Genomic DNA, 12,524 nt, shown 5'->3' on the forward strand with positions numbered 1-12,524 from the left:
AGAAAAAGCTAGACGGCGGCGCGGCGGCGGGCTTCGCCATCCTGCCAGCGCCAGGCATCGGCGCACATGCGGTCGAGGTCCAGTTCGGCGCGCCAGCCCAGCAAGCGCTCGGCCAGCGCCGGATCGGCCCAGCATTCAGCCACATCGCCGGGGCGCCGGTCAACGATCTCGTAAGGAATTTCACGGCCGCTGGCCCGCGCGAAGCTGGCCACCATTTCAAGCACAGAGACAGGGCGGCCCGTGCCCAGGTTCACAGTCAGCAGGCCGGGCTGCTGGCGCAGATAGCGCAACGCAGCGAGGTGGCCTTGGGCGAGGTCGGTGACATGGATATAGTCGCGCACGCCCGTGCCGTCAACCGTGGGGTAATCGTTGCCGAACACGCGCAATTGCGCGCGCTGGCCGGTCGCGACCTGGGCGACGAAGGGCAGCAGGTTGTTGGGAATGTCCTGCGGGTCCTCGCCGATCAGGCCGCTTTCATGCGCGCCGACGGGATTGAAATAGCGCAGTCGCGCCAGACGCCACTTTGCGGGTTCGGCGACATCGAGATCGGCCAGGACCTGCTCGATCATCAGCTTGGTCTGGCCGTAGGGGTTGGTCGCCGACAAAGGGAAATGCTCTTCGATCGGCAGGGCTGCGGGTTCACCGTAGACCGTTGCCGACGACGAGAACACCAGTGTGCGCACATCGGCCTGCTGCATGGCCTGCAGCAGCGTCAGCGTGCCCGCGACGTTGTTGTCGTAATAGGCCAGCGGCTTGGCCACCGACTCGCCCACGGCCTTGGACGCGGCGAAATGGATCACCGCGTCGATAGGATATTTCGCAAACAGCCGGGCCAGCAGCGCGCCATCGCGCACATCGCCTTGCTCGAACAGTGGCGCCTGGCCGGTGATCTGCTCCAGGCGGTCAAGCACACCGCGCTGGCTGTTGCTGAAGTTGTCAAGAATGACAAACGCTTCGCCGGCCGCAGCCAGTTCCACGCAGGTATGTGAGCCGATAAAGCCGGCTCCGCCTGTCACAAGAATCACATTATTTCCTTTGTGGTCTATTCCATACGCGGCAGATGCGCGAGCCGCTGCGCCGCCTGCCAACGGCCCTGCGCTGCCAGCACCACGGGCGCATCGATGGCCGCGGCCTCGACGCACAGCATATGCCGGTAACCGTCGGCCCGCATGTCGGCCAGACGCGCGCACAGCACCGGTCCGGGATTCCAGACCACGGTATCGGCCCAGGCCGGGTCCTGCAGTATGCGCAATCGTGGCTGGCCCCCTGCATGCAGCTCCATGGCCTGCGCGGGCCGGGGGTAGACGCGGTCGAGCTCGCCACCAAAGGCCAGCGCACCCTGCTGGCGCGGATGGGTATCGGCCACCGCATCCCAGTACACCAGGCCTTCGAGTCCGGACAGCGTGGTCTCGGTCACCTCGTCGACGCGCAGATAGGTATGTAACGCGGCCGTGAAGGCCAGCGGCGCATCGCCCGTATTGTGAACTGTCAGCGCCACGGTCAGCGCCGCGGGCTGCAGCCATACGCCGAGCTCGGCTGCGAACGCATGCGGCCAGACCGCGCGCGTCGCCGCATTGTCCTGCAGGCGCAGCGTGAGCCGCAGGCCGTCGCCGTCGACGCAGGCCTCGTCGGCGCTGGCCTGCCAGGCCAGCGTGCGCGCGAAGCCATGCTTGACCAGCGGGCCGCGCTGATTGAACTGCGGAAAGCACACGGGGATGCCGCCACGGATAGGCGTGTGGCCATCATGCGCCGCGTGCGGGCTCAGGAACAGCTGTTCCTGCCCGCCCTTGACCCAGGATAGCACCTGCGCGCCCTGGAGCGCGACCAGCGCGCTGTCACCGCCGGGCAGCATCAGGCGAATGGCCGCAAGGCCCCGCCAGTCAGCGGCAACGGCAGTAGGACTTGAATCAGCACTCACCGCGCCCCCTAAATCGGGCATGCGTCAACCCAGGGGCACCGAGGAAGGGCCGCCCCGCACCGAGGGTGCCGTCCCCCTCCACCGAAGGTTGAGAGGGGGAAGACGCGAAGCGGCTCAGGGGGTGCTTCATTTCAAGCCAACTCATCGGCGCGCGCCTGCGCGGCCGCGAAATCGAGGTTGCCTGAGTAGATTGCGCGGCCGCAGATCACGCCCTGCACGCCTTCTTTTTCCACGGCGCACAGCTGCTCGATATCGCTCATGCCGGCCAGGCCGCCTGAAGCGATCACCGGAATCGTCAGCGATTGCGCGAGCTTGACCGTGGCGTCGATGTTGATGCCCGACAGCATGCCGTCACGGCCGATGTCGGTATAGATGATGGACTCTACGCCCCAGTCCTCGAAACGCTTGCCTACGCTCATCACGTCCTGGCCCGTGAGCTTGCTCCAGCCGTCGATGGCCACCTTGCCGTCCTTGGCGTCCAGGCCCACGATGATGTGGCCGGCGAACGCCGTGCAGGCATCCTGCAGGAAGCCGGGGTTCTTCACCGCGGCCGTGCCGATGATCACGTAGCGCATGCCGGCGTCGATATAGCGCTCGATGGTGTCGAGGTCGCGTATGCCGCCGCCCAGTTGCACCGGGATCTCGCTGCCGACTTCCGCCAGAATGGACTTGATCGCCGCATTGTTCTTGGGCACACCCGCGAACGCGCCATTGAGATCGACCAGATGCAGGCGGCGCGCGCCCGCGTCGACCCACTTGCGGGCCATGGCCCCGGGGTCTTCACCGAAAGTGGTGGATTGGTCCATGTCGCCCTGCTTGAGGCGAACGCAGTGGCCGTCCTTGAGGTCAATGGCGGGAATGAGCAGCATGATGATTGGAGAGGAAAGATTGCCGGCGGGGCCGGCGGGGAACGGGAATCAGGGTTTCCAGTGCAGGAAATTGCGAAACAGGGCCAGGCCCTGGTCGGCGCTTTTCTCGGGATGGAACTGGGTGGCGAAAATATTATCGCGGGCGATGGCCGCGGCAAAGCGCCCGCCGTAGTCGGCCTCGCCCGCGCAATGCGCGGCCGCAAGCGGCTGAGCATAGAAGCTGTGGACGAAATAGAAAAAGCTGTCGTCGGGCACGCCTTGCCAGATGGGATGCGGCTGGCCGCCCTGGACACATTGATGGACCCGGTTCCAGCCCATCTGCGGCACCTTGAAGCGGCTGCCGTCGGGCTGGGTACGGCCTTCGAGCTGGAATTTGCGCACCACGCCAGGAATCAGACCCAGGCCGGGCGTATCGCCCTCCTCGCTGTGGTCCAGCAGCATCTGCATGCCGACGCACACGCCGAACAGCGGCTTGCTGCGCGCGGCTTCGAGCACCGGCTCGCGCAGGCCCGAATCTGCGAGCTCGCGCATGCAGTCGGGCATCGCACCCTGGCCGGGCAGCACCACGCGGTCCGCGGTGCGCACCATGTCGGGGTCAGCGGTCACCACGACCTGCCAAGCCGTGCCCTTCGCAGCCTCCTTGACGGCCTGCGAGACCGAGCGCAGATTGCCCATGCCATAGTCGACCACGGCGACGGTATTTGCTTGCATATTCATAGCTGGAACAGGACTCGTGCGCGTATCAGTGCGCATTTGCCCCCATTTTCACAGAGAACCCTTGGTCGAGGGAATGGTGGTGGCCGCACGCGGGTCAATTTCAAGCGCTGCGCGCAGCGCGCGCGCAAACGCCTTGAACACCGACTCGCACTGGTGGTGGGCGTTGAACCCCTTGAGATTGTCGATGTGCACCGTGACACCGGCGTGGTTCACGAAGCCCTGGAAGAACTCGTAGACCAGCTGCGTGTCGAGCTGACCGATGCGCCCGGCCGTGAACTTGACGTCCATGTGCAGGCCCGGACGGCCCGAAAAGTCGATCACCACGCGCGACAGCGCTTCGTCGAGCGGCACGTAGGCGTGGCCGTAGCGGCGCAGGCCCTTCTTGTCGCCGACCGCGCGCGCAAAGGCCTGGCCCAGCGTGATGCCGATGTCCTCGACCGTGTGGTGGCCGTCGATGTGCAGGTCGCCTTCGCACTGCACGTCCATGTCGATCAGGCCATGGCGCGCGATCTGCTCGAGCATGTGGTCGAGAAAGCCGATGCCGCTATTGAGCTGGTTCTGGCCCGTGCCATCGAGGTTGATGCGCACGCTGATGCGGGTCTCGGCCGTGTTGCGGCTGACTTCGGCGATGCGCGGCGCGGCGGAGGTGGAGGGAATGAGGGCGGAGGAGGTCATATCGAAGCTTCCAGTGCGGCAAGCATAAGGGCATTGTCGGCCGTGCTGCCCACGGTCAGACGCAAACATTGGTCAAGCAAGGGGTGCATGGCCGAAACATTCTTCACCAGCACGCCGCGCGCCTTCATGCGCGCATGGGCCGCTGGGGCATCGGTCACACGGATCAGCACCATATTGGCTTCGCTGTCCCAGACCTTGTGCACGCCGGGCAGGCGGCGCAGCGCGGCCAGCAGTTCGCCGCGCGCCGCGCACAGCTCGGCGGCCTGGGCCGCGAACACCTCGGTGTGCTCGAGCGCAAACAGCGCGGCTTCGGCATTGAGCACGCTCACGTTGTAGGGCGGGCGCACCTTGTCGATCTCGCCTACCAGGGCCGCGGGGCCGATCAGATAGCCCAGGCGCACACCGGCCAGGCCGAACTTGCTGAGCGTGCGCATCAGCAGCACATGCGCATTGCGCTCGGGCTCGGCGTGCATGCGCGTGATCCAGCTGCGGCTGGCGAACGGCTGGTAGGCTTCGTCCATGACCACCAGGCCGCCGTGCTCGCCAGCAGCGTCGATCACGCGCTGCACCACGGCTTCGTCCCAGAGCGTGGCCGTGGGGTTGTTGGGATAGGCGAGATAGGTAATGGCCGGGCGGTGCGCGGCGATCGCCGCAATCATCGCCGCTTCATCGAGCTCGAAATCGGCGTCGAGCGAAACGTTGACGAAGTCCAGCCCCTGCAACTGCGCGCTCATCGGGTACATCACGAAGCCCGGCATGGGCGCGAGCAGCTTGGCGCGCTGGCCCGCCTGGGCGCAGGCCAGGGCCAGCAGCGAAATGATTTCATCGGAGCCGTTGCCCAGCAGGATGCTGGAGCCCGCGGGCGCGCCCGCGTAGTCCATCAGCGCCTGCTTGAGGTCCTCGAGCCGCTCGCCGGGATAACGGTTCAGCGGCAAGGCGCCCAGGCGCGCGCCGAGCGCGGCCTGCAGCGCGGGCGGCAGGCCGAACGGGTTTTCCATCGCGTCCATCTTGAGCATGCCGGTCGCGGGCTGCACCACATAGGCGTGCATGGCACGCACATCAGCGCGGATGCGCTCCAGGGCGCGCGAGAGATTCTGGGGTTCTGTCATGACTTCAGTCCTGTGCCCCGGCGCCAGCCAAGGCCACGACGGGCTGCTGGACGGGATGAATGATCTGCACACCGCCAAACTGCGCGCCGTGCGGCAGCTGCAGCGACAAAAGGGTCTCGCAACCACTGTGCTGGGCAGCGGCCAGCGCCAGGCAATCGCCCCAGGCCAACTGGTGGCGGGCCTCGACGGCCCAGGCGGTCTCGAACGTGGCGGCATCGATCTGCCACGGCGTCCAGGTGTGATAGCGGCGGATGGCCGCGCGCGCATCACCCTGGGGCATGGGCCGCTGGCGCGCGCCGGTCACGGTCTCGTAGAACTCGGCGAGCACCTGCGAACTCACGCGGCCCAGGCGCTCGCGCCATAGAAGATCGAGCCAGGAAAGCACGGCGGCGTGCGCGGGATCGGAGGTGTTCTCGGCGCTCACGAGTACCGAGGTGTCGACGAACACCGGCTGGCGCAGCGGGCTGGCCCGGCTCATGCGGCGTCTCCCGTGCGCGCAAAGCACACGCTGCGCGCTGCAGCGCTGGTGTCACGCGCGTCCCAGGTGCGCTCGTCGGTGCGCCAGGCGAGGTAGGCGCGCTCGTAGGCGTCTTCGCGGCGCTGCATTTCGGCCAAGAAGTCGCCGACCATGCGGGACACACTGGTGCCGCGCCGCGCGGCTTCGACCCGGGCCCATTCGAGCACGTTGTCGTCCACGGTGATGGTCACGTTCTTCATGGATGGAAGTTTACACGAAATTCGTGTGACACGAACTTCGTGCTTCACGGTTTTCGTGCTTTGTTGACAGCAAATAAAAAAGCCACGGTTTACTGAAAGACCGTGGCTTGGCTGCGTTCTGGCTGGCGCCAGAAAAATCAGTCCTTCAAGCGCATTTCGGCTGCACGCGCATGGCCTTGCAGCCCTTCCCCATGCGCCAGCACGGAGGCAATGCGTCCCAGCGTCTGCGCGCCGGCTTCGCTGACTTCGATCAGGCTCGAGCGCTTCTGGAAGTCGTAGACGCCCAGCGGCGAGGAAAAGCGCGCCGTGCCGCTGGTCGGCAGCACATGGTTGGGGCCAGCGCAGTAGTCGCCCAGCGATTCGCTGGTATAGGCACCGAGGAAGATCGCGCCCGCGTGGCGCAGCAGCGGCTCCCAGCGGTGCGGATCCTGGCTCGAGACTTCCAGATGCTCGGGCGCGATGCGGTTGCTGATCGCGCAGGCTTCGTCCATGTCGCGCGTGAGGATCAGCGCGCCGCGGTCGTTGAGGCTCTTGGCGATGATGGCCGCGCGCGGCATCTCGGGCAGCAGGCGGTCGATCTCGCGCTGCACGGCGTCGATGTAGTCCGCGTCGGGGCTCAGCAGAATGCTTTGCGCGAGTTCGTCATGCTCGGCCTGGCTGAACAGGTCCATCGCCACCCATTCGGCGGGCGTGCTGCCGTCGGCGAGCACCAGGATTTCCGACGGCCCGGCAATCATGTCTATGCCCACGGTGCCGAACACGCGCTTCTTGGCGCTGGCGACATAGGCATTGCCCGGGCCGGTGATCTTGTCGACCTTGGGTATGGTCTGCGTGCCGTAGGCCAGCGCGCCCACGGCCTGGGCGCCGCCGATGGTGAACGCGCGGTGCACGCCGGCCACATGGGCCGCGGCCAGCACCAGCGCGTTCTTCGCACCCTGGGGCGTGGGCACGACCATGATGATTTCGGCGACGCCCGCCACATGGGCCGGAATCGCATTCATCAGCACGCTCGACGGATAGGCGGCCTTGCCGCCGGGCACGTAGATGCCCACGCGGTCCAGCGGCGTGACCTTCTGCCCCAGCAGCGTGCCGTCCTCGTCGCGGTAGCTCCAGCTTTCGCCACAGGCCTTCTTCTGCGCCTCGTGGTAGCGGCGCACGCGCTCGGCGGCCGACTGCAGCGCTGCGCGCTGGACGTCGGGCAGGCCGTCGAACGCAGCCTTGAGTTCGGCGGCTGTGAGTTCGAGCGCCGACATGTCCGCAGCCGCGAGGCCGTCGAAGCGCTGTGTGTACTCGAGCACCGCGGCGTCGCCGCGCTTTTGCACATCGGCCAGGATGTCGGCCACACGCTGCTCTATGGCCGCATCGGTGTCGGCCGACCAGTGCAGGCGGGCCTGGAAGGCGGTTTCAAAATCGGCGCTGTCGGTGCGCAGGCGAAGGGGCGTGGCTTTCATTTTTTCCGGCTCCAATGGGGGCGTGGATTCAGGCCTGGGCCTGCGTGGCGCGCGCGAACACGTCGATCAGACGGCGCATGGGCGCCTGCTTGAGCTTGAGCGCGGCCTGGTTGACGACCAGGTGCGAGCTGATGTCCATGATGCGCTCGACTTCGACCAGATGGTTGGCCTTGAGCGTATTGCCCGTGGACACCAGGTCGACGATGGCGTCGGCCAGGCCCGTGAGCGGCGCGAGTTCCATGCTGCCGTAGAGCTTGATCATGTCGACGTGCACGCCCTTGCTGGCGAAGAAGTCGCGCGCGATCGCCGTGTACTTGGTCGCGACCTTGAGACGCGAGCCCTGTTTCACGGCCAGTGCATAGTCGAAATCGGCGCGCACGGCAACGCTCACGCGGCACTGGGCGATGCACAGGTCGAGCGGCTGATAGAGCCCCTGGGCGCCGTGTTCGATCAGCGTGTCCTTGCCGGTCACGCCCAGGTCGGCGCCGCCGTACTGCACGTAGGTCGGCACGTCGGTGGCGCGCACCAGCACCACGCGCAGGTCGGGCTGGTTGGTTGGCAGGATCAGCTTGCGCGATTTTTCCGGATCCTCGAGCACCTCGATGCCGGCCGCGGCCAGCAAGGGCAGGGTTTCTTCAAAAATACGGCCTTTGGACAGGGCAAGGGTAATCATCAGACTCTTTCAATATCGGCGCCAATCGCGCGCAGCTTGGCTTCCATGCAGTCGTAGCCGCGGTCGAGGTGGTAGATGCGGTCGACCACGGTTTCGCCCGTCGCCACCAGGCCGGCGATCACCAGGCTGGCCGACGCGCGCAGGTCGGTAGCCATCACGGTCGCGCCCGACAGGCGTTCTACGCCTTCGACCAGCGCCACCTTGCCATCGATCTGGATCTTCGCGCCCAGGCGCACCAGCTCGTTGACATGCATGAAGCGGTTCTCGAAGATCGTTTCGGTGACCGACACCGCGCCGTGGGAAATCACATTCAGCGCCATGAACTGGGCCTGCATGTCGGTCGGGAAACCCGGGTATTCGGTGGTGCGAAAGCTCTGGCCCTTGAGGCGGCCATGGGACTGCACGCGCAGGCCATCGGCGACTTCCTCGATATGCACGCCCGCGTCGCGCAGCTTGTCGAGCACGGCGCCGAGGTGGTCGGCACGCGCATGGCGCAGCAGCACATCGCCGCCCGTGGCCGCGACGGCGCACAGGAAGGTTCCGCTCTCGATGCGGTCGGCAACCACCTGATGATCGCAGCCATGCAGGCGCTCGACGCCCTGGATGGTGATGCGGCTCGTGCCATGGCCCTGGATGCGCGCACCCATCTTGATCAGCATTTCGGCCAGATCGACGATCTCGGGCTCCATGGCCGCGTTCTCGAGCACGGTCTCGCCTTCGGCCAGCGCGGCCGCCATCAGGAAATTCTCGGTGCCGGTCACGGTGACCATGTCGGTCGTGATGCGCGTGCCCTGCAGGCGCGTGCGGCCCGCGGGCAGCTTGGCGATCATGTAGCCGTGCTCGACCACGATCTGCGCGCCCATGGCCTGCAGGCCCTTGATGTGCTGCTCGACCGGGCGTGAGCCGATCGCGCAACCACCGGGCAGCGACACCGTGGCTTCGCCAAAGCGCGCCAGCAGCGGGCCCAGCGCCAGCACCGACGCGCGCATGGTCTTGACCAGCTCGTACGGGGCTTCGGGCGTGGACAGGCGGCTGGCGTCTATGCGCACCGAACCGTCGGATGCATGCTCGACTTCGACGCCCATGTTGCGGATCAGCTTGAGCATGGTCGCCACGTCCTGCAGACGCGGCACATTGCGCAGCACCACAGGCTCGTCCGTGAGCAGCGCTGCGCACAGATCGGGCAGGGCGGCGTTCTTGGCGCCGGAAATCGAGACCTCGCCGTGCAGCGGATGACCGCCGCGAATCAAGAGTTTGTCCATGGCTGGTAGGCCTAAATAAAAGTTAAAACGGCCTTGAACGCAGGCGCGAAGGCGTTGCTCGCAGCTTTCAGGCCTTGTCGGCCCACTCGGCGGGGCTGAAAGTCTTCATCGACAGCGCGTGGACTTCATTGGTCTGGATGCGGTTGCCCAGCGTGGCGTAGACCAGGCGCTGGCGCTGCAGCGGGCGCTGGCCTTCGAACGCGGTGCTGACGATGGTCGCGTACCAGTGACTTCCGTCACCTTCGACTTCCAGGAGTTCGCAGGCCAGGCCTGCGCTGATGATGGCTTTGAGTTGGTCGGCAGTCATGTCAGATCTCGCGCAGCGCCGCTGTCGCGGCCTGCGAAGCCTCGGCCACGCGGGCCGGGGAAGGGGGGCAAACAAAAAGAGTCATCGCGAAGCGACTCAATGGCGAATCTTGTAGCCGGTGCGCAGCAGGTGCACCGCCAGCGCGCTGACCGCGAGCCAGGCGCCGCCGACGATGGCCAGGCTGATCCAGGGCGAGACATCGCTTTGGCCGAAGAAGCCGTAGCGAAAGCCGTCGATCATGTAGAAGAACGGGTTCAGATGGCTCACGGTCTGCCAGAACGGCGGCAGCGACTGTATCGAATAGAACACGCCCGACAGGAACGTCATGGGCATGATCAGGAAATTCTGGAACGCGGCCATCTGGTCGAACTTGTCGGCCCACAGCCCGGCGATCACGCCCAGCGTGCCCAGCAGCGCGGCGCCCAGCACCATGAACACCAGGATCCACAGCGGCGCGGCGAACTCGGGCACGGCAAAGAACAGCGTGACGACGAACACGCCCAGGCCCACGAGCAGCCCGCGCAGCACCGACGAGCCCACATAGGCCGTGAACCAGGCCCAGTGCGACAGCGGCGTGAGCAGGATGAACACCATCGAGCCCATGATCTTGCTCTGCACGATGCTCGACGAGCTGTTGGCGAACGCGTTCTGCAGCACGCTCATCATCACCAGGCCGGGGATCAGGAAGGCGGTATAGCTGATGCGGTCATAGACCAGCACCCGGCCTTCGAGCACATGGCCGAACACCAGCAGGTACAGCACGGCCGTGAGCACGGGCGCGGCCACGGTCTGGAAACTGACTTTCCAAAAGCGCAGCACTTCCTTGTAGAACAGGGTCTGCCAGCCTCTCATGCGACGCTCCCGGCTTGTGCACGGGCTTCGCCCATGACGTTCAGGAACACATCCTCGAGATCGGCGCGGCGGATTTCCATGTCCTCGATCACCACGCCGGCTTCACGCAGCGCGGACAGGTAGCGCTCGATGTCGCCCGCGTCGTGCGCGGGCATCTGCACGATGCGCCCCGTGACACGCGCCGCCGTGCGCAGGTGCTCGGGCAAGGGACTGTTGGTCTTGAACTGCAGCACATTCGCCGACGCCGACTTGAGCAGGTCGGACATGCTCGACAGCTTGACGACTTCGCCCTGCTTGAGCATGGCCACGCGGCTGCACAGTGCTTCGGCCTCTTCGAGGTAATGGGTGGTGAGCAGCACGGTATGGCCCTGCTTGTTGAGCTTGGCGATGAAGTGCCACAGCGTCTGGCGCAGCTCCACATCCACGCCGGCAGTGGGCTCGTCGAGCACGATGATGGGCGGCTTGTGCACCAGCGCCTGCGCGACCAGCACGCGACGCTTCATGCCGCCCGAGAGCTGGCGCATGTTGGCGTCGGCCTTGTCGGTCAGGCCCAGGCTGTGCAGCAGCTCGTCGATCCAGGCGTCGTTGTCGCGCACCCCGAAGTAGCCCGACTGGAAGCGCAAGGCCTCGCGCACATTGAAGAACGGGTCGAACACCAGTTCCTGGGGCACGATGCCCAGCTTGCGCCGCGCCTGGGCGTAATCGGTCTGGACATCGCTGCCCTGCACCAGCACGCGGCCGCTGTCGGCACGCGCGAGCCCGGCCAGGATGCTGATCATCGTGGTCTTGCCCGCCCCGTTCGGCCCGAGCAGGCCGAAGAACTCGCCCTCCTCGATGTCCAGGCTGACGTCATTGAGGGCCCGGAACACGCCCTTGGGCGTGCGGTAGGTCTTGGAGATGGATTGGAATGAAACAGCGGGCATGGGAACTTGGCATTTTAAGCCCGGCCCTGCATTGTTCGCTGCCGGTCCACCGAAAGCCGCGCGCGCAGGCGGCCCGCTGCGGCCTCAGCTCGGCGGTGCGGCGCTTTCGGGCGCCAGCAGCGCCTGCACGCCGTAGAGCCTGGCCATGGCCTGCAGCCCGGCGGGAAGGCCCGCGACCGCGAGCGACTTGCCGGCGGCCAGCGCCGCGCGCCGGCAGTCCAGCAGCACGGCCAGCGCCGACGAATCAAATATCACGAGCGCCGAGGCATCGACGTCCACCCGGGTCTGGGTGGCGGCGGCTATCTGCGCCGACAGCGCCTGCGCGCAGGCACGCGCCTGCGCATGCGTCAGCTCGGCGGGCAATTGCAGGCTTGCGGCCTCCATTGCGCTGCGCCTCAGACCTTGTTGCGCGAGGCCAGCGCCTGGATCAGGCCATCGATGCCGCGCGCATTGATTTCCTGGGCAAACTGGCTGCGGTAGGTCTCGACCAGCCACACGCCCAGCACATTCAGGTTGTAGATCCGCCACACGCCTTCGGCGTTCTGCTCCAGACGGTAGTCGAGCTGGATGGGATCGCCCCTGCCGCGCACTTCGGTGCGCACCAGAACGTCCTTGTCGCCGGCAGCGGCACGCATGGGCCTCACGACCACGGTCTGGTCATTGACCTGGGCCAGCGCGCCCGCATAGGTGCGGATCAGCAAGGCCTTGAATTCGGCCTGCAGAAGCTGCTTTTGCTCGGGCGTGGCTTCACGCCACTTGGGGCCGACGGCCGCGGACGTCATGCGCTGGAAGTTCACATGCGGCATCACCATCTTGTCGACCAGCGCGCCGATGCGCGCCACGTCGCCGGACTTCAGCGACTTGTCGTTGCGGATGGTGTCGAGCACGTCGGCAGAAACGCGCTTGACCAGTGCATCGGGAGTTTCTTCGGCGGCCATTGCCGCCATGGGCAGCGCCGACAGAGCCAACCAGGCGGCAGCGGTAGTGGCCCAGATACGTCGATTGATCATCGTATTTTCCTTTTTGAAGCGAAGGCCTTGCAGACCTCTTC

The 12,524-nt window shown here is 66.1% G+C and carries 16 protein-coding genes; all 16 read right to left on the bottom strand.

Annotated elements, in window-relative coordinates:
- Positions 1-8 precede the first annotated feature (8 nt).
- The 16 genes from galE to GVL12_RS01215 all read right to left on the bottom strand — a co-directional run bounded on the left by galE (position 9) and on the right by GVL12_RS01215 (position 12,483).
- Positions 9-1,025, bottom strand: a complete 1,017-nt coding sequence (gene galE, locus GVL12_RS01140) for a UDP-glucose 4-epimerase GalE (protein WP_159910795.1) — start codon at positions 1,023-1,025, stop codon at positions 9-11.
- 17 nt (positions 1,026-1,042) lie between these two features.
- Positions 1,043-1,918, bottom strand: coding sequence for a D-hexose-6-phosphate mutarotase (locus GVL12_RS01145; RefSeq protein ID WP_200843404.1), 876 nt, complete (start codon positions 1,916-1,918; stop codon positions 1,043-1,045).
- Positions 1,919-2,049: 131 nt separating this feature from the next.
- Positions 2,050-2,787, bottom strand: a complete 738-nt coding sequence (gene hisA, locus GVL12_RS01150) for a 1-(5-phosphoribosyl)-5-[(5-phosphoribosylamino)methylideneamino]imidazole-4-carboxamide isomerase (RefSeq protein WP_159910797.1) — start codon at positions 2,785-2,787, stop codon at positions 2,050-2,052.
- A gap of 48 nt (positions 2,788-2,835) precedes the next feature.
- Positions 2,836-3,498 (bottom strand): imidazole glycerol phosphate synthase subunit HisH, encoded by a 663-nt coding sequence (gene hisH / locus GVL12_RS01155; protein ID WP_200843432.1) that lies wholly within the window; start codon positions 3,496-3,498, stop codon positions 2,836-2,838.
- 54 nt (positions 3,499-3,552) lie between these two features.
- Complete coding sequence (gene hisB, locus GVL12_RS01160) at positions 3,553-4,179, bottom strand: imidazoleglycerol-phosphate dehydratase HisB (RefSeq protein WP_159910799.1); 627 nt, start codon at positions 4,177-4,179, stop codon at positions 3,553-3,555.
- Positions 4,176-5,288, bottom strand: a complete 1,113-nt coding sequence (locus tag GVL12_RS01165) for a histidinol-phosphate transaminase (protein ID WP_159910800.1) — start codon at positions 5,286-5,288, stop codon at positions 4,176-4,178. The genes hisB and GVL12_RS01165 overlap by 4 nt, the downstream gene beginning before the upstream one ends.
- 4 nt (positions 5,289-5,292) lie before the next feature.
- Positions 5,293-5,766, bottom strand: a complete 474-nt coding sequence (locus tag GVL12_RS01170) for a PIN domain-containing protein (RefSeq protein WP_159910801.1) — start codon at positions 5,764-5,766, stop codon at positions 5,293-5,295.
- Positions 5,763-6,005 (bottom strand): DUF6364 family protein, encoded by a 243-nt coding sequence (locus GVL12_RS01175; protein ID WP_159910802.1) that lies wholly within the window; start codon positions 6,003-6,005, stop codon positions 5,763-5,765. Before GVL12_RS01175 ends, GVL12_RS01170 begins: the two co-directional genes overlap by 4 nt.
- Before the next feature lie 137 nt (positions 6,006-6,142).
- Positions 6,143-7,456 carry a histidinol dehydrogenase gene (gene hisD, locus GVL12_RS01180; protein ID WP_159910803.1) on the bottom strand — a complete coding sequence of 438 codons (1,314 nt, stop codon included), beginning with the start codon at positions 7,454-7,456 and terminating at the stop codon, positions 6,143-6,145.
- A gap of 28 nt (positions 7,457-7,484) precedes the next feature.
- Positions 7,485-8,129: an ATP phosphoribosyltransferase gene (hisG, locus tag GVL12_RS01185; RefSeq protein ID WP_159910804.1), complete on the bottom strand. Its 645-nt coding sequence runs from the start codon at positions 8,127-8,129 to the stop codon at positions 7,485-7,487.
- On the bottom strand, positions 8,129-9,391 hold the full coding sequence (gene murA, locus GVL12_RS01190; protein ID WP_159910805.1) for a UDP-N-acetylglucosamine 1-carboxyvinyltransferase: 1,263 nt from the start codon (positions 9,389-9,391) through the stop codon (positions 8,129-8,131). The genes hisG and murA overlap by 1 nt, the downstream gene beginning before the upstream one ends.
- A gap of 67 nt (positions 9,392-9,458) precedes the next feature.
- The gene (locus GVL12_RS01195) at positions 9,459-9,698 is read right to left on the bottom strand and encodes a BolA family protein (RefSeq protein ID WP_159910806.1); all 240 of its coding nucleotides are present in this window, start codon (positions 9,696-9,698) and stop codon (positions 9,459-9,461) included.
- A gap of 96 nt (positions 9,699-9,794) precedes the next feature.
- The gene (locus GVL12_RS01200) at positions 9,795-10,550 is read right to left on the bottom strand and encodes an ABC transporter permease (RefSeq protein ID WP_159910807.1); all 756 of its coding nucleotides are present in this window, start codon (positions 10,548-10,550) and stop codon (positions 9,795-9,797) included.
- Positions 10,547-11,473, bottom strand: a complete 927-nt coding sequence (locus tag GVL12_RS01205) for an ABC transporter ATP-binding protein (RefSeq protein ID WP_159910808.1) — start codon at positions 11,471-11,473, stop codon at positions 10,547-10,549. Before GVL12_RS01205 ends, GVL12_RS01200 begins: the two co-directional genes overlap by 4 nt.
- 84 nt (positions 11,474-11,557) lie before the next feature.
- Positions 11,558-11,857, bottom strand: a complete 300-nt coding sequence (locus tag GVL12_RS01210; protein ID WP_159910809.1) for an STAS domain-containing protein — start codon at positions 11,855-11,857, stop codon at positions 11,558-11,560.
- 11 nt (positions 11,858-11,868) lie between these two features.
- Positions 11,869-12,483, bottom strand: coding sequence for a phospholipid-binding protein MlaC (locus tag GVL12_RS01215; RefSeq protein WP_159910810.1), 615 nt, complete (start codon positions 12,481-12,483; stop codon positions 11,869-11,871).
- Positions 12,484-12,524: the final 41 nt, after the last annotated feature.

This window comes from Pantoea sp. 18069 (genome assembly GCF_902706035.1).
In the GTDB taxonomy this organism is placed as follows: domain Bacteria; phylum Pseudomonadota; class Gammaproteobacteria; order Burkholderiales; family Burkholderiaceae_C; genus Comamonas.

Excerpts from the sequence above, each read along its gene's own strand:
- hisD (WP_159910803.1), bottom strand. The coding sequence starts at position 7,456 with ATGAAAGCCACGCCCCTTCGCCTGCGCACCGACAGCGCCGATTTTGAA.
- murA (WP_159910805.1), bottom strand. The coding sequence starts at position 9,391 with ATGGACAAACTCTTGATTCGCGGCGGTCATCCGCTGCACGGCGAGGTC.
- hisH (WP_200843432.1), bottom strand. The coding sequence starts at position 3,498 with ATGCAAGCAAATACCGTCGCCGTGGTCGACTATGGCATGGGCAATCTG.
- hisG (WP_159910804.1), bottom strand. The coding sequence starts at position 8,129 with ATGATTACCCTTGCCCTGTCCAAAGGCCGTATTTTTGAAGAAACCCTG.
- GVL12_RS01175 (WP_159910802.1), bottom strand. The coding sequence starts at position 6,005 with ATGAAGAACGTGACCATCACCGTGGACGACAACGTGCTCGAATGGGCC.
- hisA (WP_159910797.1), bottom strand. The coding sequence starts at position 2,787 with ATGCTGCTCATTCCCGCCATTGACCTCAAGGACGGCCACTGCGTTCGC.
- GVL12_RS01165 (WP_159910800.1), bottom strand. The coding sequence starts at position 5,288 with ATGACAGAACCCCAGAATCTCTCGCGCGCCCTGGAGCGCATCCGCGCT.
- GVL12_RS01210 (WP_159910809.1), bottom strand. The coding sequence starts at position 11,857 with ATGGAGGCCGCAAGCCTGCAATTGCCCGCCGAGCTGACGCATGCGCAG.
- hisB (WP_159910799.1), bottom strand. The coding sequence starts at position 4,179 with ATGACCTCCTCCGCCCTCATTCCCTCCACCTCCGCCGCGCCGCGCATC.
- GVL12_RS01205 (WP_159910808.1), bottom strand. The coding sequence starts at position 11,473 with ATGCCCGCTGTTTCATTCCAATCCATCTCCAAGACCTACCGCACGCCC.
- GVL12_RS01200 (WP_159910807.1), bottom strand. The coding sequence starts at position 10,550 with ATGAGAGGCTGGCAGACCCTGTTCTACAAGGAAGTGCTGCGCTTTTGG.
- GVL12_RS01195 (WP_159910806.1), bottom strand. The coding sequence starts at position 9,698 with ATGACTGCCGACCAACTCAAAGCCATCATCAGCGCAGGCCTGGCCTGC.
- GVL12_RS01215 (WP_159910810.1), bottom strand. The coding sequence starts at position 12,483 with ATGATCAATCGACGTATCTGGGCCACTACCGCTGCCGCCTGGTTGGCT.
- GVL12_RS01170 (WP_159910801.1), bottom strand. The coding sequence starts at position 5,766 with ATGAGCCGGGCCAGCCCGCTGCGCCAGCCGGTGTTCGTCGACACCTCG.